22 protein-coding genes and 4 tRNA genes are annotated in these 23,069 nt (G+C 46.2%); 3 read left to right on the top strand and 23 right to left on the bottom strand.

Annotation, left to right across the window (positions count from 1 at the left end; genetic code table 11):
* Positions 1 to 196 precede the first annotated feature (196 nt).
* Together ACWJJX_RS05360 and ACWJJX_RS05355 are read right to left on the bottom strand one after the other, a co-directional pair.
* Positions 197 to 832: an SdpI family protein gene (locus ACWJJX_RS05360; protein ID WP_109567565.1), complete on the bottom strand. Its 636-nt coding sequence runs from the start codon at positions 830 to 832 to the stop codon at positions 197 to 199.
* Complete coding sequence (locus tag ACWJJX_RS05355; protein ID WP_058906481.1) at positions 829 to 1,116, bottom strand: autorepressor SdpR family transcription factor; 288 nt, start codon at positions 1,114 to 1,116, stop codon at positions 829 to 831. The genes ACWJJX_RS05360 and ACWJJX_RS05355 overlap by 4 nt, the downstream gene beginning before the upstream one ends.
* 173 nt (positions 1,117 to 1,289) lie before the next feature.
* On the opposite strand from ACWJJX_RS05355, the gene ACWJJX_RS05350 reads away from it, so the two are divergent.
* The gene (locus ACWJJX_RS05350) at positions 1,290 to 2,705 is read left to right on the top strand and encodes a sigma-54 interaction domain-containing protein (protein WP_050436855.1); all 1,416 of its coding nucleotides are present in this window, start codon (positions 1,290 to 1,292) and stop codon (positions 2,703 to 2,705) included.
* 41 nt (positions 2,706 to 2,746) lie between these two features.
* On the opposite strand, the gene ACWJJX_RS05345 is transcribed toward ACWJJX_RS05350, so the two are convergent.
* The 20 genes from ACWJJX_RS05345 to dnaB all read right to left on the bottom strand — a co-directional run bounded on the left by ACWJJX_RS05345 (position 2,747) and on the right by dnaB (position 22,197).
* A complete protein-coding gene (locus ACWJJX_RS05345; protein ID WP_004393125.1) occupies positions 2,747 to 3,466 on the bottom strand; it encodes a cupin-like domain-containing protein in 720 nt (239 codons plus the stop codon).
* Between the two features lie 13 nt (positions 3,467 to 3,479).
* Positions 3,480 to 5,105, bottom strand: a complete 1,626-nt coding sequence (locus tag ACWJJX_RS05340; protein ID WP_326374933.1) for an ABC-F family ATP-binding cassette domain-containing protein — start codon at positions 5,103 to 5,105, stop codon at positions 3,480 to 3,482.
* Between the two features lie 25 nt (positions 5,106 to 5,130).
* Positions 5,131 to 6,321, bottom strand: coding sequence for an MFS transporter (locus ACWJJX_RS05335; protein WP_014306161.1), 1,191 nt, complete (start codon positions 6,319 to 6,321; stop codon positions 5,131 to 5,133).
* Between the two features lie 18 nt (positions 6,322 to 6,339).
* Positions 6,340 to 7,662, bottom strand: a complete 1,323-nt coding sequence (locus tag ACWJJX_RS05330; RefSeq protein WP_454022800.1) for an ABC transporter substrate-binding protein — start codon at positions 7,660 to 7,662, stop codon at positions 6,340 to 6,342.
* Positions 7,659 to 8,666, bottom strand: coding sequence for a ThiF family adenylyltransferase (locus ACWJJX_RS05325; RefSeq protein ID WP_014306163.1), 1,008 nt, complete (start codon positions 8,664 to 8,666; stop codon positions 7,659 to 7,661). The genes ACWJJX_RS05330 and ACWJJX_RS05325 overlap by 4 nt, the downstream gene beginning before the upstream one ends.
* Positions 8,667 to 8,897: 231 nt before the next feature.
* A complete protein-coding gene (locus ACWJJX_RS05320; protein ID WP_454022799.1) occupies positions 8,898 to 10,316 on the bottom strand; it encodes a sensor histidine kinase in 1,419 nt (472 codons plus the stop codon).
* Positions 10,313 to 10,525 carry a winged helix-turn-helix domain-containing protein gene (locus ACWJJX_RS05315; protein WP_057080362.1) on the bottom strand — a complete coding sequence of 71 codons (213 nt, stop codon included), beginning with the start codon at positions 10,523 to 10,525 and terminating at the stop codon, positions 10,313 to 10,315. The genes ACWJJX_RS05320 and ACWJJX_RS05315 overlap by 4 nt, the downstream gene beginning before the upstream one ends.
* Positions 10,526 to 10,991: 466 nt before the next feature.
* Positions 10,992 to 12,188 carry a S1C family serine protease gene (locus ACWJJX_RS05310; protein WP_071392522.1) on the bottom strand — a complete coding sequence of 399 codons (1,197 nt, stop codon included), beginning with the start codon at positions 12,186 to 12,188 and terminating at the stop codon, positions 10,992 to 10,994.
* Positions 12,189 to 12,274: 86 nt separating this feature from the next.
* Positions 12,275 to 13,069 (bottom strand): MBL fold metallo-hydrolase, encoded by a 795-nt coding sequence (locus ACWJJX_RS05305; protein WP_004393110.1) that lies wholly within the window; start codon positions 13,067 to 13,069, stop codon positions 12,275 to 12,277.
* 14 nt (positions 13,070 to 13,083) lie between these two features.
* Positions 13,084 to 13,923, bottom strand: a complete 840-nt coding sequence (locus tag ACWJJX_RS05300) for a two-component system regulatory protein YycI (protein ID WP_004393108.1) — start codon at positions 13,921 to 13,923, stop codon at positions 13,084 to 13,086.
* Complete coding sequence (yycH, locus tag ACWJJX_RS05295; RefSeq protein WP_454022798.1) at positions 13,910 to 15,268, bottom strand: two-component system activity regulator YycH; 1,359 nt, start codon at positions 15,266 to 15,268, stop codon at positions 13,910 to 13,912. The genes ACWJJX_RS05300 and yycH overlap by 14 nt, the downstream gene beginning before the upstream one ends.
* Positions 15,258 to 17,093, bottom strand: a complete 1,836-nt coding sequence (walK, locus tag ACWJJX_RS05290; protein ID WP_004393106.1) for a cell wall metabolism sensor histidine kinase WalK — start codon at positions 17,091 to 17,093, stop codon at positions 15,258 to 15,260. Before walK ends, yycH begins: the two co-directional genes overlap by 11 nt.
* Before the next feature lie 6 nt (positions 17,094 to 17,099).
* Complete coding sequence (walR, locus tag ACWJJX_RS05285) at positions 17,100 to 17,807, bottom strand: cell wall metabolism DNA-binding response regulator WalR (RefSeq protein WP_004393104.1); 708 nt, start codon at positions 17,805 to 17,807, stop codon at positions 17,100 to 17,102.
* Between the two features lie 335 nt (positions 17,808 to 18,142).
* A tRNA-Phe gene (locus ACWJJX_RS05280) sits at positions 18,143 to 18,215 on the bottom strand.
* Between the two features lie 36 nt (positions 18,216 to 18,251).
* Positions 18,252 to 18,328: transfer RNA gene (locus ACWJJX_RS05275), tRNA-Asp, on the bottom strand.
* Positions 18,329 to 18,412: 84 nt separating this feature from the next.
* Positions 18,413 to 18,484, bottom strand: a tRNA-Glu gene (locus ACWJJX_RS05270).
* Positions 18,485 to 18,492: 8 nt separating this feature from the next.
* A tRNA-Lys gene (locus ACWJJX_RS05265) sits at positions 18,493 to 18,568 on the bottom strand.
* A gap of 202 nt (positions 18,569 to 18,770) precedes the next feature.
* Positions 18,771 to 20,063: an adenylosuccinate synthase gene (gene purA / locus ACWJJX_RS05260; protein WP_004393102.1), complete on the bottom strand. Its 1,293-nt coding sequence runs from the start codon at positions 20,061 to 20,063 to the stop codon at positions 18,771 to 18,773.
* Positions 20,064 to 20,301: 238 nt separating this feature from the next.
* A complete protein-coding gene (locus tag ACWJJX_RS05255; RefSeq protein WP_070082656.1) occupies positions 20,302 to 20,715 on the bottom strand; it encodes a VOC family protein in 414 nt (137 codons plus the stop codon).
* A gap of 117 nt (positions 20,716 to 20,832) precedes the next feature.
* Positions 20,833 to 22,197 (bottom strand): replicative DNA helicase, encoded by a 1,365-nt coding sequence (gene dnaB / locus ACWJJX_RS05250; protein ID WP_004393100.1) that lies wholly within the window; start codon positions 22,195 to 22,197, stop codon positions 20,833 to 20,835.
* Positions 22,198 to 22,366: 169 nt separating this feature from the next.
* Here dnaB and ACWJJX_RS05245 point away from each other — a divergent pair, with 169 nt between their 5' ends.
* Positions 22,367 to 22,564 (top strand): DUF2188 domain-containing protein, encoded by a 198-nt coding sequence (locus ACWJJX_RS05245; protein ID WP_007407900.1) that lies wholly within the window; start codon positions 22,367 to 22,369, stop codon positions 22,562 to 22,564.
* Between the two features lie 31 nt (positions 22,565 to 22,595).
* Here the strand turns inward: ACWJJX_RS05245 and ACWJJX_RS05240 are convergent, their stop codons facing one another.
* On the bottom strand, positions 22,596 to 22,805 hold the full coding sequence (locus ACWJJX_RS05240) for a hypothetical protein (protein ID WP_014306171.1): 210 nt from the start codon (positions 22,803 to 22,805) through the stop codon (positions 22,596 to 22,598).
* A 118-nt stretch (positions 22,806 to 22,923) separates the two neighbouring features.
* On the opposite strand from ACWJJX_RS05240, the gene ACWJJX_RS05235 reads away from it, so the two are divergent.
* Positions 22,924 to 23,067, top strand: a complete 144-nt coding sequence (locus tag ACWJJX_RS05235; RefSeq protein WP_014306172.1) for a YycC family protein — start codon at positions 22,924 to 22,926, stop codon at positions 23,065 to 23,067.
* The last annotated feature ends 2 nt before the right edge of the window (positions 23,068 to 23,069 follow it).

Below are 23,069 nucleotides of genomic sequence, written 5' to 3'. Positions count from 1 at the left end.
CATTAGATCTTGCTTTCCCTTTTTATAAAGCAAGTTCCGTGCCAATCCGAAAAAACGGGATGTTTCGCCGGCATTCTTTCTTTTCCTGCAAAATATTCCGGCAGTTTGCGTGCAAACTTCAGCCAAGCGCAAAATTTTTTTGCGTTTCCCGCTGACAAAACAGGAGCAATCCGATTAGATTGCTCCTGTTCAACAATTATTTATTTAATTGTCTCTGATATACAATGTAAGAATATAGTAAAGATAATATGATACAGCCGATTGCCGCAATGAAAATGACTGACACTCTATATACCGGCGGCAAAAAGGCTGCAAGCATCATGAGTATGCCCGCTACGACAAAAATTTTCGAACTAACCCTGTGTGTATCCTTCCAAACTCTTTCACTGCTCAGCGTCCAAGGTGTTCTTATCCCTAAAAAGAAATTAGGCTTCACGATCTGAATGAAGTTTCCAAACACCATGAAAATGACTCCCACTATAAAGTTTCCTAAATAAGATATAGGGAGATCATATCCCAGGCCGGTCAAGATGGTCATCAGATTAATGACAAACAGAACCGCAAACATTGTATTAAATATAGCCATATATGGCCGGATAAATGTTTTGTAGTTATTTTTAGGATCAATCTTAGGGATGATAACCATTAAAATATATACAATAATCATGATGCCAATAAGCATCATCATCGCATCAGCTTTCGTTTGGTAATCATTTGCACTTCCGTTTAATCCCCAGTGTGTCGCCAAATTGTCCGGTAAAGATGAATAAGTGCAAACCCATGTGAAAACAGTTAAAACAATGATTCCTGCCGAAAAGAGATATTTTTTCATGATTCCCCGCCTTTCTTATTATCATGTTCTGAATCAGTCAGAGAAAAGAACCAGCCTATAAGATCCTGTAATACAGTGGTATTTAATGAATACATAATAAATTGGCCCTTCCTCTCATCGTGAACCAAATCAGTATTTTTCAATATGGTAAGGTGATGAGAAATACTGGGTTTTGACATGTCGAAGTGTTTCGCAATTTCACCAGCTGTCATGTCTTGTTTCTTTAATAAATCCAAAATTCTTCTCCTTGTAGGATCGGCCAGTGCTTTAAAAGCTTTATTCAAAAACTTTCCCCCTCTCATACGTACATGATTTAGATATTTAAGTATATATCTAAATATCAATCATTTCCCTAAAAAAGTCAATGGTTTTATTACCTCAATTTCCATTTATTTTTAAACATCGCCAAGCGCAAAATTTTTTTGCGTTTCCTGTTCGATTTATTTTAAAATAATGAATGTTAAGACGATTGAGAGGGGGAATTGACCTGCACACAACCAGCGAATTTTACACACTCGTGTTACAAAGCATTCTGGAAGAGATTGATGTCGGGCTGCATGTGGTGGACGAAAAGGGCAGCACCGTCATTTACAATAAGAAAATGATGCAGATTGAAGATATGGATGAACGGGACGTCCTGCATAAAAACCTGACTGATGTATTTATGTTTTCCAATCAGCAGGACAGCACGCTCGTTCAGGCCCTTCAAGAAGGCAAAACGATTAAAAATGTAAAGCAGAGCTATTTCAATAACAAAGGCCAGGAAATCACGACGATCAACCACACCTTCCCGATTGTGCAAAACGGCGAGATCAAGGGCGCCGTGGAAATCGCCAAGGACGTCACCAAGCTCGAACGGCTGATCAGGGAGAACATGCACAGAAAAGAACAGAACAGCTACACGTTTGACAGCATTCTCGGCAACAGCCCGGTCATTCGGGAAGTCATCGAAAACGCGAAACGGGCAACCCGTACGTCATCGTCCGTGCTTTTGGCCGGCGAGACGGGAACAGGCAAGGAGCTGTTCGCCCAAAGCATTCACAACGGCAGCCAGCGCTCAGGCGCCCCGTTCATCTCACAAAACTGCGCCGCCCTGCCGGACAGTCTGGTCGAAAGTATTTTATTCGGCACGAAAAAAGGCGCCTTTACCGGAGCCATCGACCAGCCCGGCTTATTTGAGCAGGCGCAGGGAGGCACCCTGCTCCTCGATGAGATCAACTCTCTCAATCTCAGCCTGCAGGCAAAACTGCTCCGCGCCCTTCAGGAAAAGAAAATCAGGCGCATCGGATCAGCTCAGGACAAACCGATTGACGTCCGTATCATCGCCACGATGAATGAAGACCCGATCACCGCCATTTCAGAAGAGCGGCTGCGCAAAGATTTATACTACCGCTTAAGCGTTGTCACGCTGATCATTCCCCCGCTCCGGGAGCGCAAGGAAGACATTCTGCCTCTGGCCGAAGTGTTTATTCAGAAAAACAACCACCTGTTTCAAATGCATGTCGATTCGATCAGTGACGATGTGCAGCAATTTTTCCTGGAGTATGACTGGCCGGGCAACATCCGCGAGCTTGAACATATGATTGAAGGCGCCATGAACTTTATGACGGATGAAACGACGATTACGGCGGCCCACCTGCCTTACCAATACCGGATGAAAATCAAACCCGCTGACACGGAAAGCAAAGCAGCCGCAAGCACCCAGCCCGGCACCGATTTAAAAGACAAAATGGAAAACTTCGAAAAATACATGATCGAAAAAACCCTGAGAAAAAACGGCAATAACATATCCAAAACGGCAAACGAGCTTGGAATCAGCAGGCAGAGCCTGCAATACCGCCTGAAAAAATTCGGTCTGGACCGGATGAAATGAATCCATACAAAAAAAGGCTGAGGTGCTCCTCAGCCTTTCGTTTATATCTGATTGGCAAGCCGCTCTCCGGTAAACCAAAAGTTCTCACTCACTGCCAATGTATGTTCCGTATTCTCGACTTGATGCCACCAATGGCGCGGCGCGTAAATGATTTCTCCCGCCTTTTGCCTGAAGCGGATCGGAGACGCCTTTTGCGCCAGCGGTTTTTGCTCTATATCTTTTTCATCAAAGACATTGATATTTCCTTCGTACAAATACGGAGAGTCGTCCGGATGATAGAAAATCCATTCCTTCTCCCCGAAAATGACGCCGTTCCACGCGTGCGTGCTGTTAAAATCCTGATGCAGCGGCGTGCCTGTCTGCTTAGAACCGAGAAAGAACCATTTCCAGTCCCGTCCCGTTTCTTCATCCGCTCTCAATGTGTCTTTTGTAAAATACTCGGGTGCGGAATAGACAAGGTCTAAGTCATTTTGGTTCAGCTGCGTAAAATTCCAGTCACAGTACCATTTGTCATCATTCTGATCAATGTACTCGATATAGTTGGAAAGCTTTACTTGTTTAAACGTTTTGACCCCTTCGATATCTGATTTCCGGATGGTGACCATTCTGTCTCCATAGTGTTCGTCAATGTATTCAAGCGTCCACGGCCTGCATTCCCAGTGATCCATTGCCCCCGTCAAAATAAAAGGTTTCTTATCAGCATACTCGCTTACAAAAAGATCGTACGATAACTCATTGATTGTCAGTCTGTCAATGGTCATATCCATTCCCCTTTTATTCGGCAATCTGCCGTTTTTTTTGTTTGGCGTAACTGTATGGACCTGAAAAGATGGTGACGTTTTGATTCTCAAGCCAGAAAATCTTGTTGAACTTCTCCAGCAGGTTTCTGTCGTGAGAAACGCAGATGATGGTGCCTTGAAACTGCATCAGGCTGTTTTCGAGAATTTCCTGAGATTCAATATCCAAGTGGTTGGTCGGCTCATCCAGGATCAGGACATTCAGCTTTTTTTCCATTAAGATGGACAGCTTCAGCCTGATTCTCTCACCGCCCGACAGGACGGAAAGTTTTTTAAAGACTGACGACCCGTAAAATCCGTACTTGGCCAGCATATTCCGGGCCATGCCCTCTTCAGTCAGCAGATTTTCTTTAAAGAATTGCAGAATCGTCTGACTCGAATCTCCGACTTGGCTCTTTTGATCAATGTAGCCTATCTTAAGATTTTCCCCCACTTTAATGGTGCCGTCCGACAGTTCTCTTTCCCCAATGATGCAGCGGATCAGCGTTGTTTTGCCGACGCCGTTTCTGCCGACGATGCCGATTCTGTCTTTATGCTTTATGCGCAGGTTCACATTTTGATATAAAAGGGAAGATCCGTTGGTCACCTTTCCGTTTTCAATGAACACAATATCTTTTGAACCGGCGCCCGCTTCCTGAAATGCGTTTTTTAATTTTTGCTCCGTCCGGACCGGCTTATTGATCAGCTCAATCCTTTTCAGCGCCTTTTCCATATTATTCGCGCGTCTGTGCAGGCCGACAGACGGCGGATTCGAGCGGTTGGCCCAATCTCTCAGCTGGGCGATGGATTCCTTCATCTTCTGTATTTTTCTCTGCTGTTCTTCATATTTCTCAAACTGGGCGATGATGAATTCTTCCCGTTTTTTCAGGTATTCGCTGAAACCGTAAGGCCAAATCTTCACCTCAGTATCGTCAATCTCGAGCACCTTCATCGCCGTTTGGTCGGCAAACGTTTTATCGTGGGTCGTAAACAGAATGGTTTTGTTCGATTTTTTAATAAACCCTTCAAGCCACTCAATCGCATGAACATCCAAATGGTTGGTCGGCTCGTCCAGCAGTATAATGTCGTCGTTGCGGATTAAAATTTCGGCAAGGCCGGCTTTTGTTTTTTCGCCGCCGCTCAGCTTTGAAAACGGCTGATCCTTTAATTCACTAAGGCTGAGCCCATTGCATACCTCGTCAATCATCGCGTGCATCTGGTAGCCGTTGTTCCGCTCAAATGTTTCCGTGTATTGACTGTACTTTTCCAATAAAGCAGTCAGCTCGTCATCACTCATCGGTTCCGAAAGCTTCAGCTCAATGGCCTTCATTTCCTTCTGGATCGCCGCGAGAGCTTCAAACGATTTTTCCAGATATTGATACAACGTCAGATCCTCATGGGGATCAGCGATCTGCTTCAGCAAACCGACCTTCGCCCCTTTGTTGATCGCAATCGTTCCTTCATCCGCCTCAAGCTCTCCTGAAAGCACCCTGAACAGCGTGCTTTTGCCGGACCCGTTCGGCCCGGCCACAAGCACTTTTTCGCCTTCATTGATGAAGAAAGAAACTTGTTTGAAAATGGTATCTCCCGCTAAATTTACCGTAAGATTATGAATATTCAGCAACTCACATCATCCCTTTGTCATTGGTTCAAAGCTCGACTTTATTCTGGATGGCGACGCTCGCTTTCAGTTTGTAAAAGCTGAGCATCATAAACAGCGACAATAAGATGGATAATACCCCGATTGCGGTCAACAGCAAAGCTGAATCAAAATAGTCCGTTAAGAATCCGATAAACGGAAAGGCAATGAACATGAAGAGCGAGGTCATCAAACTGATAATGGACAGCAGCGTGGCTCTCGTTCTGGACGGAATCTCATTATTCACCACCTGACTGGATACGGGTTCTATCACATCATAGAGCGCGTTGATGACGACAAAAGCTGCAATCGTCACGTACAGACTGCCCGAAGGTATAAACAGATAGGCCGCCCCGATAATGCAGAATGTCAGCAGAAGCACGCGCCTCGGCGTGAATTTTTCCGCCGGCTTTGAAGAAAAGATGGAGCACAGCGCCTGCAAGATGGACAGCCCCGCAAAAATAATGGATATATTGCGCACGGACAGCCCTTCCTGACTTAACAGATCTTGTCCGTACATATAAAAAACCGATGTAATCGCAAAGAAAACGGAGAGTGACAGCACCAAATATTTAAAGGCTTTGTTCAGCCTGAAGAAATCTTTGACTTCTTTTAAGATGTCCCCGACCGTCTGCGTTTCGTGTTCACTGTTTTCAAATTTGATTTCCGTCAGCTGTGTAATGACCGCCATCGCAATCAGCTGAGTCACAATCCCGGCGATAAACACATACGACCATGATATTTCCTGCAAGTAGCCGCCGATGCCCATGGCGATCGCAAGACCGAGTATGACAAGTCCGTTATAATTTCCGATGGATTTGCCGTACCACTTTTCTTTCCCTTGTTCTTTCAGTGAATCAAACAAAAAGGCGTGATCCGTTCCTGATATAAACGTCAGCCCGATACCGTATATAATATGAGCGATGAAGAGGGCGATGAAGTTATGGAAGCTCAGGAACATTACCAAATAGACAATGACCATAAAATGGCCGAGCAAGAGCGATTTTTTTCTCCCGATTCTGTCCGAGATGACGCCGCTCGGCACTTCCGCCAGAAACATCGCCAAATTCAGGACCGATTGCAGGATGCCCACTAGAAACAATGAATAATTCATGCTTGTTAAATATAAAATCCAAATTCCCCGTTCGAAAAAGAAGTTTCCGAAAAAACCGGAGAAGTAAAGCAAATTTCGATTCCGCAAATGAATACCCCTTTCCAGCTATCTGCATTTAACATCATGAACAGAAAGGAGCCCGTCAGTCTTTACACTAAAACCCTCTATACATGGATCTTGCAGATACAGACTTTTCCCAAAACAAATTGGGCAATAATGAGTTGTATTCTCGAATAACCCAAAAAGTTCCTTCTTTTTTTCAGATCCTATGGCATCAATGATCGTTTTTTTCTTCTCCGAATCGCTGATGTCGCGGATGAAATATTTGATATAGCTCAGCTCATGCATATAACCCGGCAGAAACAAATGGAGCTCAATATCAAACCCGCTTTTATCCATATGGTAATAATCATTGAAATGACTGACGCGGGAGACGGATACGTCCGCTCCGGCCCTCCGAAACAATTCAGCCAGCCTTTCAATGATCTCTCCGTTGGGATAATAATCGGCATAAACAATTCGGATCGGCTCTTCTTTTGTCAAAAGGGGCGGATCTTTCTGCGGTGTCCGCCCGCTTTCCCATATACCGATCAGTGAATCAGTCGGTGTGATGATATGCCCCAAATCCCCGGCCAGCTTTTGTTTATCAAAATAATGCTGAATGAAAGTTCTCAGCATGTCATCCTTTACCTTGAAGGTAAATAACATCGGCAAATGATTTTCTTTAAAATCAGCATATTGCCGATACCTCATGTTGGAATGATGAAACTGGGTGTGGCAGGTCACATCGGTCTGATTCGCTTCGTACAGCCCGATGCTTTTTTCCAGATCATCATTCAAAATAAATTGGATGATCTGAACGGTGCGGTCATCCGCGGGCGTCATTTTATATTGCGGATTCCGCTCAAATTCCAGTCCCTTCTCAAACGTACGCTTGAATCGGTACGGGCCGTTTTCCGGCACATCGCCCCCGGCGGTCGCCGGAATCAGAAAGCTGCTCTGCAAAACGGCTTCTATTTCATCAGACGGCTCGTCCAAGGTGATTTCAAAGCGTTTTTCGCCCGTTACGTTCACCCCGAGCTGATCGGATGAGACGAGGCCTTTTACATACGGAACGGCCTGTTTTATGTTCAGGAAACTGCCGAGATGGGGACTTTGGTTTTCTTTTGTCAGATGATAGATGATCGTTTGAACCACACCCTCGGCGTCACCTAAATAGTCCGGGTGAATGTCCACCTGACAGGTGCGGCGATCTTTGCGGATGATTCGGCAGTTATAGCCGTCCTGCAGGCTTTCATACATAATGCTGCAAATCATCTTGCTTGTGTAATCCTGCGTATCTAATGGGTTCAAGCGTATCGGGCTTGTGTCGATTTCTATTTTCAGAGGGTCGCCCGGTTTTCTCGCCGTACGATGCATCGTCTTCATAAAGCGCTTTCCTTTTGAGAAAGCTTCGTTTCTGTAATATGAAGTCCGTCAAAGTCCAGGCCGATGCGGGTATTCAGGGATTTCGGGCTTCCGCCTGCAAGGTATGTGATAATGTCATGAGACATAAACGAGGATATAATACCGTTTGTCGCTCCTAACGAACCTTTGATCGGTTCATCGGGGTAACAGTTCAGAAGTCCGGCCGGCATGTTTTTTTCATAGGTGACGCCGGATTGATAGGATTCAGGCGTGAGCAGAGGCCCCCATTGGCCGCTGAAGCTGCCGACACCCCCGGTCATAAACGCGATATTCCGCTCCTTACAATACTGATAAACCCATTCAGAAATGTTATGGGGTTTGTCAGCGGCATTTATGACGATATCAATTTCGTACGGATCTAACACACGCAGGTCCTGCGGCTGTGTCATTTCCTGATGGTAAAGTGCTGCGTCCGCATGGGGATTGATACCCGCGATATAATCTCTGCATTCTGAGATCTTTAATTTGCCTACAGAAGATTGAGTATAGACGAATTGTCTGTTCAGGTTATGTACTGATACGGCATCGAAATCAATGAGAATAAAATGCTGCATGCCCGCCGCCAAAAGGTTTTGAAGAATGATCGTTCCGACGCCCCCCAGACCCACGATCGCTGCCCTGCTGCCGTCTAATCTGTTTTGGATCAGATTGGGGTTTTGGTTGTATTTCTCAAAATGGTACAGCTGCTTTTCAGTGATGCAGCCTTCACGGCCGTTTTGCCATGGCTCTATTAAAGCATCCAATTTCATTAACGCATCGAAAAACTGGTTTCCCGCTTCCTCTCCCAGAAGATCAGAAAGCTCTTGTTTTTCACAGCCGGTGATCAGCCGTTCAACCGCCTCTTTGATCTCACTCGTATGCGCAAGCTTAATCGCCTTTCGATATTGAATGATAATATGCCCCGTGTAGGTCAGCACCTGCACGCTGTCTTTAAACTTCCAGCGCTTACAGTCCGTTGACATCATGACATACCCCCTGAAAGATAATAACTCCCCAAAAAGGGGAGTCACGGCTTTACTAGCAGCGATGCACCAAGCTTGCTGTTTCTGTATCAAGATCAAGTTCTTCAATCTTCATCAGTACACACCCCCTTTGCCAATAACTAGATATTATCATCAATATTGGAAAAGGACAAGTTATTTTTTGAAAATTTAGAATTTATATATAAATTGTGATATTTCTTCCGCTATCCCGGTTTATCCCGGCAGCCGGATGATGAACACGGAGCCTTTTCCCTGCTCACTTTTCACTTCAATTGTTCCGTTATGGCTGTCGATAATGGTTTTTGTAATGGCAAGACCCAGCCCCGCGCCGCCGGATTGACGGGATCGGGAGGTTTCCGCCCTGTAAAACCGGTCAAACACATGAGGCACATGCTCCGGAGCGATTCCCGTTCCGTTATCCGCAATCATAAGCATGATTCCTCCGTCTTTCTGCAGGGAGACGGTGATGACACCCGTGTCTTCATCCGTATGCTGCACCGCATTGTAAAAGAGATTGAGAATGGCCTGCTTCATTTTGTCTTTGTCAAAAACAGCTTCTATCTTTTGATCAACAAAGAACTCGAGTTTCCGGTTTCTCGCGAGCAGCTTCAGCTCAGCCTCCATTTCCAAAATGACGTCTCCCAATGCCCCTTTTTTCATTTCAAAGCTCGGCTCCCGGTCAATCTTCGCGAGAAACAAAAGATCCTCTATCAGCTTATTCGCCCTGACGGATTCCGCGTACATGCTTTGAAGCGCTTTTTCTTTCTGCTCCGGCTTTTCCGCCGCTCCGCGCATTAAAATTTCGATAAAGCCGTGAATGGAGGTAAGCGGCGTTCTCAGCTCATGTGATGCGTCTGATACAAACTGCCGGATGCGCTCCTTCGCTTCTTTTTCCGCCTGAAACGCGGTTTCAATCCGTTCCAGCATCTGATTGATGGAGATGCCCAATGACTCAATTTCGGCCTGCTTCCTATCAATCGGCAGCCGTTTATCGAGACTGCCGGCATGAATGTCACCCATCATATGCACAATGCGGGACATCGGCTTGAGTGTGAGCCGGATCACCGGCAAAAAAACAAACAGTCCGATAACCAAAGCCGCAAAGGAAAGCACCGCGAAAATGCTGATCTGGCGGAAAAGCGAATCATTCAGAGGCTGGGTCAGCGTGCTCATCTGTACAACTCCCGCCTGCCTTCCGTCAACGGAAATCGCCTGAAACACGACGATGATTTCCTCACCCGCCTTATTGTGAGCCACCTGATAGTGAAGCGCCATTGTATCTGTCAGCGCATCCCGATACACGTTTTTCGGGAAAGAAGGAGCGGCTCCCGCGTGCGGGTCTTCTGATAAAACTGACATCTTGTATGATTGATTGATAAAAGCAACCGTCACCCCGGGATAAATCACATTCGGATGAGCCGGTGTTTCGGAACGGGCAGGGGTTTTGATTGACCTCCATACACTTTGATCCATTGAATTGATATCACTCTGAATGCTGATCGCCTGATTTTCATACATCGTCCGTCTCATAAACATGTACTGTGTACCGCCGATGAAACATAACAGCAAGGTCAAAATCGCCAGTGACCTGAACAGGAGCTGGAACCGCAGGGTTCTGTACAGCCGTTTCATGCCAGGTCCACCCTGTACCCGGCGCCCCGAACCGTGCGAATCACCTTGTGTTCTTTGTCCTTCAGCTTTTCGCGCAAAGAACGAATGTATGTCTCGACGATATTGTCTTCCCCGAGAACCGTTCCGTGATGAAGCCCCATCGTTAAAGAATCAATGAGTGCAGACTCGCCGTCTGCACTCAGCAGCTTGATGCCTTTCAACTTATTCATGATGCAGTCTCTCCTTAGATGTATCAGCCTGTGTTTATTTTTTTCGCTTCCCCTTCTATTATTCGCTTTTATCTGAAACAAAACGGAAGCTAAGCTGAATTGGTGAAAGTAAACGCTGAAAACGGAGCCATCTGCAAATAAGCTGCCGGCAGTTTCATCTGCCGCTATTCAGCAGCACCAGTCTGTTTCAATCACAAAGTTCTGTTGTGACCCGCGTTCAGTTCTTTTTATGGCTTCTGAAAAAAGGCATAAAAAAAGCGCCCCTGAAAAAGGACGTTTAATATGTCATGTTTCATTTTCTTAAATTCTGCATTCTAAGATAATTCTTCCTTCACATTCACCCTCGATTTCATTCAATACGATGATCACATCAGCCGTTTTCATGTGTTTCACCTCCCTGCTTCACAATAGTATAATATTAACAAATAAATCAATAAAAAACAGCCCGGATGTCCGGGCTGCTTTTTTATTTCTGTAATCGATCCGCTTCTGTCAGTTTGACTTCCGCTGTTTTTTTCTTTCCCGAACGGTAGAACGTGATGTTCACACGGTCGCCGATCTTTTTGCGATACAGGCGCTCACGGAGATCCACAACGTCATTGACCTTATGTCCGTCGAACCCGGTAATCACGTCGAGCTTTTTCAAACCCGCTTTTCCGGCCGGTGAAAACGCGTCGACACCCATAATGACCGCCCCGGTTTTAACGCCTTTCGGAAGTTTCAGCGTCTGGCTCCAATGGTAGCTCGCAATATCCGTTAAGGATTTCATCTCAATACCGAGGAAAGGCCGTCGGACTTCTCCGTATTTTTCTAAATCCTGAATAACGGGAATGACAAGCTTTGACGGGATGGACAGGCCGATTCCTTCAACGGCGGATTCAGCGATCTTCATTGAGTTGATGCCGACCACCTTGCCCGATATATTCATCAAAGCGCCGCCGCTGTTGCCGGGATTAATCGCGGCGTCGGTCTGCAGCACTTCGGCATTCCAATCCGGATGTCCGTCGCCGTTTGAGTCAACGGGCACCGCTCTTTCCGTGCCTGAAATGATCCCCTGTGTCACTGATCCCGCAAATTCAAGTCCGAGCGGATTTCCGATCGCAATGACCGGTTCTCCGACTTTGACTTGATCAGAATTGCCGAACTGGGCGGCCGATTTGATTTTATCAGACTTCACCTTCAGTACCGCGAGATCCATCAGACGGTCGCTCCCGATCAGCTCAGCAGGCACGCGCGAGCCATCCTTCAGGCTGATCTCAATCTCAGTCGCACCTTCAATGACATGGTGATTGGTTACGATATAAGATGTGTTTCCGTTCTTTTTGTAAATGACGCCCGAACCGCTTCCCGCTTCGCCGCCCTCTCCCCAAATATCGGTCTTTTGGATATTGAGAACGCCGACTACCGAATCCGATACACGGCTGACCATATTCGTGACAGCGTCATTGACATTTACGTTGACTGTTTTCACCTGTTCGCTGCCGAGACGCTGGCTGGTGCTTTTGCTGCTGTCTCCATGGTCTCCGCCTGTCCAGTACGGCAGCAGGAAAGCCATGAGCGCGGCCCCGACGATGACGCCGATCAGACTTGATAGAAAGTATCCTCTCTTGCTGCGGCGGGGCTGTTCGGAGGCGTACTGTTCATCATCGCGATTATAATCCACCCTATCTCAAATCCTTTCAAGAGTACTCGATTTGCTTATAGTGTGGGTCAGATCGCGGATTAATAATCATGATTCATTTGGAAAAATTACACGGCGCACAGCGGCGTCGGAATTTTCGGATCGGTATCAAATAACTGAAACGTTTCCCCGGCGACAAATCCTTTCGCAGCCAATGTCTGCTGCACGGACATTCTCGCCAGTTCCTTCATATTGTTGTCTTGGCTCAGATGCGCCAAATAGATGCGCGATGTGCCGTCGCCGATGACATCAGTCATGGCGAGCGCCGCATCTTCATTCGAGACGTGGCCGACATCGCTTAAAATCCGCCGCTTAATGCTCCAAGGGTATCTGCCCATTTGCAGCATGCCGACGTCATGGTTGCTTTCAAACACAAACACATTGGCCGAACGGATGATGCCTTTCATTCTGTCGCTCACATATCCGGTGTCCGTCATCAGCGCGAGCTTTCTGCCTTGGTAGTGGAAAACGTAAAACATCGGCTCGGCCGCGTCATGAGAGACGCCGAATGACTCAACATCAAGCCCGCCGAAAGATTTCACGCTTTCCATCGGGAACAAAAACTTTTGTCCGGTATCCAGCTTGCCGATCTGATTCTCCATCGCTTTCCACGTCTTTTCATTGGCGTAGACGGGTAGACCGTACTTTCTCGCAATGACGCCGAGCCCTTTAATATGGTCGCTGTGCTCGTGAGTGACAAAGATGCCGTCGACGTCGTCTATCTTACGGCCGATTCTCTCCATCAGCCCGTCCATCGCTTTACCGCTCAGGCCGGCATCCACCAGAAAAGAGTGCTCCTCTGTCTCCAGATAAAACGCGTTTCCGGTACTCCCGCTCGCAAGCACGCTAAATTGCAAGCCCATTGTGTCTCACTCCATTATTTATTTTGATTGTTATCAATGACTGTGCTTTCCAATGCATTCACAGTGTACGTTTGCTGTGTCTTTTTCTTCGTCCCTTTTGACTTATCTTCAATTGTAATTCTCCATACCGGCGCCAGCACCTGCGTACTTGTCAGCGGGTATTGGGCAATATAGCCGAACTTGACGCTTTTAACGGCGCAATTCGCTTTTAAGTAATTTTGAGAATACAATAATTCGACCGCATCAAGCTCAGGAATCAGGCTCTCCGTCTGGATTCGCTTGAATGACTCCAGCATGGTCTGCTCGTAAGATACGACCTGGTTTTTATCGTTCAGATGCAGAATCACCTGTCCGATCGCATCCGTGGACGAGTCAAAATCCTGATAAATAAACTGTCCGTCATACGTCTGGTAAAAAATGATCTGTTTTTGATCCTTGTCGACTTTCCACAGTTTATATTTTTCACCGCCGGTTACTTTAGAGCTGACGAGCGATTCCGCATCCTCCTGCGGTTTTTGCTTCGATAAACCGACCGGATCGGTAAATTTCATTTTCAGCGTTGTGACCTTGTGATCATCCGCCGGCATTTCCATTAACGGCTTTTGATCCTTCAAAGCATCAATATCTTCAGCGGTAAATACTTTTTGGCCCGCCGTCAGCCGGTAGCCCGTCGCGGAATCAGAAGACAGGTTGCCAAATGTGATATGATCCATCTCCATGTCTTTTTCCACGTTTGAATTTTTAATCACTTCGTATTCACTGCTCGAGCGTTTTTCAAAAAACTGATAGCCGAGAAAAATATCGAGGATGAGGAAGGCAATGATGAAGATCGTTTTTGTCTTATTCCACTCCATTATCGTCCTCCTCCTTCCCCAGCAGATCTTTCGTAATCGGGACGATCTTCCCGTTGATTTTCATACTCCAGACGGGTACCAGTTCAACGAGATCATTCGTTGACGAAGAGACCATTTGATAGGACAGGAAGATCTGGTCGATTTTGTTCACGTCGTATTTATCCTGCTGCTCCAGCAGAGACACAACCTCATTGCCGTTCATCATTTTTACGTCTTTTGTTTTAATCGGATTCGGCCCGAGAACATAGTTCGGCCGCTTGTAGCTGAGAACCTCGTCATTGGCCCATTGCAGGGTCAAAACAGGTCCGGATCCGAAAGGCTTAGACGTGCTGTTGATCACAGGCATTTGGTCTTTAAACATGTAGAAACTCAGCTGCTGGTTATCACTCACATTAAAAAATTGATAATGATCCGTCCAGCTTCCCGTATCCTCTAAATATTTATAGCTTTTCTTAATCAGCTCACCCGTTTGGTAAGAAGCGCTTTGTGCCAGGTTCCGATGCTGGAATTGAATCTGCCGCTGTGTCGAATTGATTTCCAGACGGCTGATTCCGTCAGTCAGCACATTCCGATTGTAATTCGGGTCCTCTCTGACCGTGCTCGGATCATTAAAAAGCGTCTGCTTAAACAGGTTCGTCTTAATGGTTTCAGTGATAAATTCTTTTTCCTTCATATTAAACCGCGCATTCGGCATGAGAAATTCTTTGCTTTTTCCGACCGAATAGAGGTGGTATAACGGCATACTCGACTTTTTGCTGTACAGCTCATTCATCAGATTGCGGTAATTCGCCGATTCCACAGTCACTTCTAAAATCAGCTGCTTGCTGTACGAGACCATGTAAATCTTCTTATTCGTCTTATTCTCATTAAACGGAATAACAATATGGTCAAATGAGCTGTATTCCATTGACGGATTTGACCATTTAAACATCGATTGGAAGAAATCAATCGGAATGGTGTCATTGAATTGCAGATCGAGCTTTGCCGAATTGCCGTTTCTGCCGTAAAGCCAATTTTTAAAACCGAGCTTGTCGTATTGATCGGAAATATCCTTCATCCCTTTTACTTCCCATTGCGGCAAATCCGCCCACAGGTCATTAAAGAGCGTCTCATCATCCACTTTATAATGAGAGCCGTTTGTATGAATAAACATATCCCGGGGTTTTACCGTTTGCGACACTTTTTGGCTCGTTTTATCAATTTTATGCTTTTCCCGGACAGTCGATTTGGTTGAGGCCGTGCCTTCTGAAAAATTGGGCTGGAATGTCCAAATTCCCCATGTTAAAACAAGACTAATGACGACCAGCACTGACAGTATGACTGTTTTTATATTTTCACGCCTCATCCCAATCATCCTCTTGCTCTTCTTTATATGGAAGAGTAAATGTAATCTTCGTTCCTTTGCCTTCTACACTGTCGGCCCAAATGTCTCCGCCGTGCGCCTGAACCATCTCTTTTGCAATCGCAAGGCCGAGCCCGGTGCCGCCGAGTTTTCTCGTGCGCGCTTTATCCACTCTGTAGAAACGGTCAAAGACTTTTTCCACATCTTTTTTCGGAATGCCGATACCTTCATCTTTTACGCTGATATAAAGCAGCTCTTCTTTCTCGTTCACATCGACTGAGAAAGTGACATGCCCGCCTTCCGGTGAGTATTTCAGTGCGTTAGAAATGATATTATCGAGAACCTGCGTCACTTTATCCTGATCAATCTCCACGTACAGATTTCTGTCCGGAAGCTCGCGGATAAATTCGACATGCTGTTCTTTCGTCATTTCAAAACGATCGATAATCAGTGACATAAAGCGGATCATATGAATCCACTCCCGATTAAACTGATAATCTTTGCTGTCGAATTTAGAAAGCTGAAGCAGGTCGTTCACCAATCTGATCATGCGCTCAGTCTCATTTTGGGTCACCATTAAGAAACGCGGAGCGATATCTTTGTTTTCCCACGCGCCTTCCGCAAGCGCCTCTAAATAGCTTCGCATGGTCGTCAGCGGTGTCCGCAGCTCATGAGACACATTGGCAACGAACTCTCTGCGTTCCCGATCGAGTTTTTCCTGTTCGGTGACATCATAAAGAACCGCGATTAAACCGTCGATTTTTCCGTGCTCTCTCTGAATAACGGAAAAATTCACCCGCAGTACAGTCGTTTCATCGTCACGTTCGATCTCCAGCAGCATTGAATCCTGCTGTTCTACTAAATCCTCAAATGTAAAGTTCTCTTTTATGCCCAATAAAGACGTAATCGGCATCTCTAAAGCCGTTTCACGTGAAACATTCAGCAGCTCAAGCGCAGGGCTGTTTAAAAGAATAATAGCCCCGTTGCGATTCGTAGCGATGACACCGTCCGTCATATACGCGATAACGGAAGAAAGCTTTCTTCTCTCCCCTTCCGTCATGGCTTGGGCATCTTCAAGCTCTCTCGTCAGATGGTTGAACGTCGTTGCGAGCTGACCGATTTCATCATGCCCGTATTTCCGCACCTTTCTGGAGAAGTTCCCTTTTGCCAGTTCCATCGCCTGCTTCCGCATATCCGACAGCGGATGGGTGATGGTGCGGGCGAGAAAAATACCGAGAAGGGCCGTCAGAACAAGGGCTAAGCCTGTTCCTGAAGCAAGAATCGAGTTGACGGTTTTCATCTGGTTAAAGGTATCTTCCATACTGGCCACGACATAAATCGCGCCGACAACTTCTTGATTCTCTGTGACGACAGGTTTTGCTGAAATCAGCACTCTGTTTTTGCTTTTAGGATCATAATATTTTTTTGAATAGGCCTGTTTTGTTGAGAAAATCCGTTTAAAAATCGGGTCAGTCGTCTGTTTCCCCGCTATTTCCTCGCCATAAGGCCTCGAAGAACCGACGACCTCATAGCTTTTATCAACAAATGTAATCTCCCGTATTTCATTGTTTTTCGTAAAATCATTCAAAATCCGTTTGACGTCATCTTTAATGACGGTGCTGTCATTATCTCCTTTATATTCCTGCTCAATATAATAGGATAGATTGTCAATCCGCTGATTTAACGATAATTCATAGGACTTGAGAAGAGAATTCTCCACCTGTTTCACAAAGTACACGCCGATAATCTGCATGGCGATGATAATGAGAAGCACATAGATCAGCGTGATCTTAAACTGAATCGACCGAAAAAAACCAACCTTATTCATCGCCGGTTAGTCCTGTTCAGGATTTCTCAAGTAATAACCGACACCCCGTCTTGTGACGATCCAGTTCGGATGGCTCGGATTATCCTCGATTTTCTCACGGAGACGGCGCACTGTTACATCCACCGTTCTCACATCACCGAAATAGTCATAGCCCCACACAGTCTGCAGCAGATGCTCACGCGTCATAACCTGTCCGATATGTTTGGCTAAGTAATGAAGCAATTCAAACTCACGATGAGTCAGCTCGATCGTTTCTTCTCTTTTTGATACGACATAAGCGTCAGGGAAGATGACGAGAGAACCGATATGAATGTCATTAGAAGCTGATTCTTCCTCAGCCGGCGCAACCGTAAGCTGGCGGCGCAGGTTCGCTTTGACGCGGGCCAGAAGCTCACGCGTGCTGAAAGGCTTCGTGACATAGTCATCCGCTCCGATTTCAAGCCCGATGACCTTGTCAATCTCCGAGTCTTTTGCCGTCAGCATAATAATCGGCATATCATATTTTTTCCGGACTTCCCGGCACACTTCAACTCCGTCTTTATTCGGAAGCATAATATCTAAAAGAATTAAATCAGGCTGAAGCTCCTCCACCATTTCCACGGCTTCGTTTCCGTCGTACGCACAATGCACGTCATAGCCTTCTTTTCTTAAATTAAACTCTAATATATCTGCAATCGGTTTTTCATCATCGACTACAAGGATTTTCTTATCCATCATCTTGATTTTCCTCCTGCCAGAATGACTTCATTTCATCTATTGATGTTTCATGATGATCACAATTCGGATCATGAAAAACGTTCCCCGTCTATTATAACGGTTTCAGGTCAAAAGATAAAAAAATTAAAGAGAACAGCGCAAAAACGTATTGAACTGCCATCCTTTTGTCATGTTTTTTATTTTCTTTTAAAAAATAATATTTTTTTGAAACCTCACGAAAATAAACGCCGTCTATTGTTTGACGTCTTCTTCTGGGCCGGCTGAAAAGCCGGCTCTCCCTTTTTTATAACAAAGAAAAAACGCACCTACTATTGCAGATGCGTTTGGGTAAGTGGCTCGGGACGGAATCGAACCGCCGACACACGGATTTTCAGTCCGTTGCTCTACCAACTGAGCTACCGAGCCAGATGTTTCTTTTCTATACTATAAAGTAAAGTAAAATGGCGGTCCGGACGGGACTCGAACCCGCGACCTCCTGCGTGACAGGCAGGCATTCTAACCAACTGAACTACCGGACCTTACAGTAATTTGTCCGGAGAACCGTATCGTGGCGGCCCTCCGAGGACAAATAAGGAGTTAGCAATAACGCTAAAGTAAATCAATGACCCGTACGGGATTCGAACCCGTGTTACCGCCGTGAAAGGGCGGTGTCTTAACCGCTTGACCAACGGGCCATAAAAAGTGGTGAGCCATGAAGGACTCGAACCTTCGACCCTCTGATTAAAAGTCAGATGCTCTACCAACTGAGCTAATGGCTCTTGATGTGTCGGATTATGTATCATAGAGCATTGAGACAAAAGCTTTCTTGCAGTACTCTATTGAAGCTGTTCCGTAACAACGAGATTTATAATATCATAGAACATTCGAAAGTGGCAACTACTTTTTTGAAAAAAATCTATTATTTTTTTCCTACATAAAAAAACAAGCCTCCGTGACCGGAGGCTTGTTTGCTGCAAATTCTTAGTTAGCGCGGTATACACTGCGGATGACGTTCGTTTGTGAACGATCGGGACCGACAGAGAAAATAGAAAGCGGAATACCTGTCAGCTGAGATACGCGTTCCAGATAATGGCGCGCATTTTCAGGAAGATCGCTCAATGTTTTTGCGCCTGTGATATCTTCCGTCCAGCCAGGCATTTCTTCATATACCGGTTCACACTCAGCGAGGGCTTTCAGGCTTGCCGGGAATTCTTCAATCACTTCACCTTTGTAGCGGTAAGCGACACAGATCTTCAGCGTTTCAATGCCAGTCAGCACATCAATTGAGTTCAAAGAAAGATCTGTGATTCCGCTGACGCGGCGGGCGTGGCGGACAACAACGCTGTCAAACCAGCCGACACGGCGAGGGCGTCCTGTCGTTGTGCCGTATTCGCGTCCGACTTCACGGATTTGATCCCCGATTTCGTCTTTCAGCTCAGTCGGGAAAGGACCGTCACCGACACGGGTTGTGTACGCTTTCGATACACCGACGACGTGCTGAATTTTTGTCGGGCCTACGCCTGAACCGATCGTCACCCCTCCGGCGACCGGGTTGGATGAAGTGACAAACGGGTATGTCCCTTGGTCGATATCAAGCATAACCCCTTGAGCGCCTTCAAATAAAACGCGGCGGCCTTCATCCAGCGCGTCATTCAGAACGACGGATGTATCGCATACATACTTTTTAATCTGCTGGCCGTATTCATAATACTCATCCAGAATATCTTCAATTTTGAAGCCTTCCGTTTCATACATTTTTTCCAGCAGACGGTTTTTCTCTTCAAGGTTCCGTTCAAGCTTTTCTGCAAACACGTCACGATCTAGCAGGTCTGCGATCCGGATGCCGATCCGCGCCGCTTTGTCCATATAAGCAGGTCCGATGCCTTTTTTCGTTGTGCCGATCTTGTTGGCCCCTTTGCGTTCTTCCTCTACTTCATCCAGTTTCAGATGGTATGGAAGAATGACGTGGGCTCTGTTGCTGATTCTCAAGTTATCCGTGCTCACATTGCGTTCATGAAGATACGCAAGCTCCGTTACGAGCGCTTTCGGATCAACAACCATTCCGTTCCCGATGACACACGCTTTTTCTTTATAAAAAATTCCTGATGGGATTAAATGAAGCTTGTACGTGACGCCATCAAACTTGATGGTATGTCCTGCATTGTTTCCGCCTTGATAACGTGCGATCACTTCTGCATTTTCTGATAGGAAATCTGTAATTTTACCTTTTCCTTCATCGCCCCACTGCGTACCTACTACGACTACTGAAGACATATATCCGTGCACCTCCGTTAACCTTTCAAAACGATATCTCATTCAAACAAATTAAGTGTATCAGTGCCGAAACAGAAAGTCAATCGTAAATCCGAACATTAAAATCTTATTATTCTATATTTGTTCGCCTTAAACCTGATTAAAAGCGTTTTCTCTTTCATTTGCTATCTATTACTCCCGAAACTTTCATACTTTAACACGAAAAAGAACCCGTATCCCAGGTTCTTCAGACAGTCATTTATATTCCGCTTGTATTCATCAGGACGATCCGCCAGCCGTCAGGATCTTCGATGGTCACGCCTTTTTCTTCCCAGTACGGATTTTCGGATTCTTTCTCCTCATATCCCATCTGCTTTAATTTCGTGCTGATGCGAATGACCTCCTGCTGATCAGGGATGTAAAAGACAAGCAGGCTGTCGCCGTGCGGAACGGGCGCCGGCTGAGACGAGCCGGTTTCTTCGGTGAATTCTAAGTGATATTGCGTATGCGGCAGGCCGAACATGACGCCGCTGTAGCCCTCATGTCCGGAAAAACTGCCGATTCTCTTCAATCCGAGGCCTTCTTCATAAAACCTGATGATTTCTTTGAGCTGTCCGGTCGGCCGGGCAATCCGGATTTGCGCCGCTTGGAATTGCGGAAATTCAATTGTCATCATCATCCCTCCCTTAATGCCATTATATAAAAGCGCTTTCTTTTTTTCGTCTGCCGAACGGACGGCATTCTCTCATTCTTTCGGATGAAAAAAAGCCTCAAGACATTGCTTGAGGCTTTACGCACCTGCCGGAACACCGCCGTCATCAAAGCGCCTTTCCAGGTTTACGAACTTATTGTATTCTTTCACAAAAGCCAGTGAGACGGTGCCCACCGGGCCGTTACGCTGTTTGGCAATAATGATTTCGATGATGTTTTTGTTTTCGGATTCTTTATCATAGTAATCATCACGATACAGGAAGGCGACGATGTCGGCATCCTGCTCAATACTTCCCGACTCACGGATATCTGACATCATCGGACGTTTATCCTGCCGCTGCTCAACACCCCGGGAGAGCTGAGACAGGGCGATGACCGGGACTTCGAGCTCCCGCGCCAGCGCTTTTAGCGCCCGTGAAATTTCCGATACCTCTTGCTGACGGTTGTCGCTCGAACGGCCGCTTCCCTGAATGAGCTGCAGGTAGTCAATTAAAATCATGCCCAATCCGTTCTCCTGCTTCAGCCTGCGGCATTTTGAACGGATTTCGCTGACGCGGATGCCGGGGGTGTCATCTATAAAGATACCGCTGTTTGACAGGCTTCCCATCGCCATCGTCAGCTTGCCCCAATCTTCTTCCGTCAGATTACCCGTTCTGAGATTTTGGGCGTTAATATTCCCTTCAGCGCAGAGCATACGCATGACAAGCTGCTCGGCACCCATCTCAAGACTGAATATCGCGACGCTCTCATCCGTTTTGGTGGCCACGTTTTGCGCAATATTTAAGGCAAACGCCGTTTTCCCCACGGACGGACGGGCTGCGACAATGATCAAATCATTCCGCTGAAAACCCGCCGTCATCCGGTCAAGCTCGATAAAGCCGGTCGGAATCCCGGTTATATCGCCTTTCCGGTTGTGAAGCTGCTCAATGTTGTCGTATGTTTGCACAAGCACGTCTTTAATATTTTGGAAGGCGCCCGAATTTTTTCGCTGCGCGACCTCCATAATCGTTTTTTCCGCATCGCTTAATAAATCTTCAACTTCATCCTCGCGCGTATACCCGTCTTGAGCGATCGAGGTCGCCGTTCTGATTAAACGGCGGAGAATGGATTTTTCCTCAACGATTTTCGCGTAATATTCTATATTAGCCGCTGTCGGAACGGAATTCGCGATATCCGTCAGGTAAGAAACGCCGCCCACCTCTTCTAACAAATCGGTATTCGCAAGCTCTGACGTTACCGTGACCAAATCAACCGGTTCACCGCGGTCTCCGAGCACGAGCATGGCATTGTAAATTTTTTGATGTGACATTCTGTAGAAATCATCCGGAATCAACACTTCAGAAGCCAGTGTCAACGCAGACGGCTGTAAAAAAACAGCACCTAACACGGCCTGCTCAGCTTCTATGTTTTGCGGCGGCAGCCGATCATTCAGAAGGTCTGTCATGCTAAGCACCGTCCTCTCCTTAAAAAATATCCAAACTCCATTTTACCATTTCTCATGAAAAAGAATAGAAAAATATCACTTTCCCTGTATTTGGAGGAGAGGGTTATGTGTTTTGCCGTTCCGAATGCCGGGAAACAAATAAATAAACCGAAACCGGGAGGTAAGAAGGATGAAAACATATGCTGTAACACCCAGTGTTGATGCGGACGGATGGTTTGTGAAGGTGGAAAATGTGGCGCCGACGGCTCTTTATACATCAAAGGACGCGGCGATCGAGAAAGCGGAGCAGACGGCGAAAGAGAACAGCCCGTCTAAGCTTGTCATTTATGATCAGCATAAAAACATTGAAGAAGAACGGTCCTTTTAAGAAAAGCCTTCGCCCGAGCGAGGGCTTTTCCTTATTCGATGAAACGGATGTGCAGCACCGTCTGCGCCATGAGATCGGCCGTTTTTTGATACAGCTCCCATTCTTCAAAGGCGGCGAATACTTTCATCATGTCCTGCAATGTCTGTTTCAGTATGATAAATTCGTCAATTGTCCGCAGTTCTGCGGCTTTTTTCTGATAATCAGCCAGCTTCAGCTGTAATAACATCAATGGCGATTGCATAAAAAACCTCCCCCATTCTGTTATAAAGCCCCGCTTTTCAAACCTCCATTCCTTTGTCATATCCCCTTACGATAGATTTCTGATTTTAGTACAATAAAGAAACGGAAGGAGTGATCACATGAAACCGCTGCAAATTTCCGCCGAAACGGCGCAAAAGCTCGCAGAATCACTGAATATGCCGCTTGAGAGAATCATGCACATGCCTCAGCACATTCTGCTTGCCAAATTAGCTGAAATCCAAAAAGAGAACGATCACAAATAAAG

The organism is Bacillus sp. YH3-2-B2 (assembly GCF_053663335.1).
Note: the sequence above shows the minus strand (reverse complement) of the source record. Positions and strands in the feature narration are given on the sequence as shown.

Excerpts from the sequence above, each read along its gene's own strand:
- walK (WP_004393106.1), bottom strand. The coding sequence starts at position 17,093 with ATGAATAAGGTTGGTTTTTTTCGGTCGATTCAGTTTAAGATCACGCTG.
- ACWJJX_RS05315 (WP_057080362.1), bottom strand. The coding sequence starts at position 10,525 with ATGAATAAGTTGAAAGGCATCAAGCTGCTGAGTGCAGACGGCGAGTCT.
- yycH (WP_454022798.1), bottom strand. The coding sequence starts at position 15,268 with ATGAGGCGTGAAAATATAAAAACAGTCATACTGTCAGTGCTGGTCGTC.
- purA (WP_004393102.1), bottom strand. The coding sequence starts at position 20,063 with ATGTCTTCAGTAGTCGTAGTAGGTACGCAGTGGGGCGATGAAGGAAAA.
- ACWJJX_RS05235 (WP_014306172.1), top strand. The coding sequence starts at position 22,924 with ATGAAACCGCTGCAAATTTCCGCCGAAACGGCGCAAAAGCTCGCAGAA.
- walR (WP_004393104.1), bottom strand. The coding sequence starts at position 17,807 with ATGGATAAGAAAATCCTTGTAGTCGATGATGAAAAACCGATTGCAGAT.
- ACWJJX_RS05330 (WP_454022800.1), bottom strand. The coding sequence starts at position 7,662 with ATGAAGACGATGCATCGTACGGCGAGAAAACCGGGCGACCCTCTGAAA.
- ACWJJX_RS05245 (WP_007407900.1), top strand. The coding sequence starts at position 22,367 with ATGAAAACATATGCTGTAACACCCAGTGTTGATGCGGACGGATGGTTT.
- ACWJJX_RS05255 (WP_070082656.1), bottom strand. The coding sequence starts at position 20,715 with ATGACAATTGAATTTCCGCAATTCCAAGCGGCGCAAATCCGGATTGCC.
- ACWJJX_RS05240 (WP_014306171.1), bottom strand. The coding sequence starts at position 22,805 with ATGCAATCGCCATTGATGTTATTACAGCTGAAGCTGGCTGATTATCAG.
- ACWJJX_RS05345 (WP_004393125.1), bottom strand. The coding sequence starts at position 3,466 with ATGACCATTGACAGACTGACAATCAATGAGTTATCGTACGATCTTTTT.
- dnaB (WP_004393100.1), bottom strand. The coding sequence starts at position 22,197 with ATGACAGACCTTCTGAATGATCGGCTGCCGCCGCAAAACATAGAAGCT.
- ACWJJX_RS05360 (WP_109567565.1), bottom strand. The coding sequence starts at position 832 with ATGAAAAAATATCTCTTTTCGGCAGGAATCATTGTTTTAACTGTTTTC.
- ACWJJX_RS05350 (WP_050436855.1), top strand. The coding sequence starts at position 1,290 with ATGTTAAGACGATTGAGAGGGGGAATTGACCTGCACACAACCAGCGAA.
- ACWJJX_RS05300 (WP_004393108.1), bottom strand. The coding sequence starts at position 13,923 with ATGGAGTGGAATAAGACAAAAACGATCTTCATCATTGCCTTCCTCATC.
- ACWJJX_RS05325 (WP_014306163.1), bottom strand. The coding sequence starts at position 8,666 with ATGATGTCAACGGACTGTAAGCGCTGGAAGTTTAAAGACAGCGTGCAG.
- ACWJJX_RS05305 (WP_004393110.1), bottom strand. The coding sequence starts at position 13,069 with ATGGGCTTGCAATTTAGCGTGCTTGCGAGCGGGAGTACCGGAAACGCG.
- ACWJJX_RS05320 (WP_454022799.1), bottom strand. The coding sequence starts at position 10,316 with ATGAAACGGCTGTACAGAACCCTGCGGTTCCAGCTCCTGTTCAGGTCA.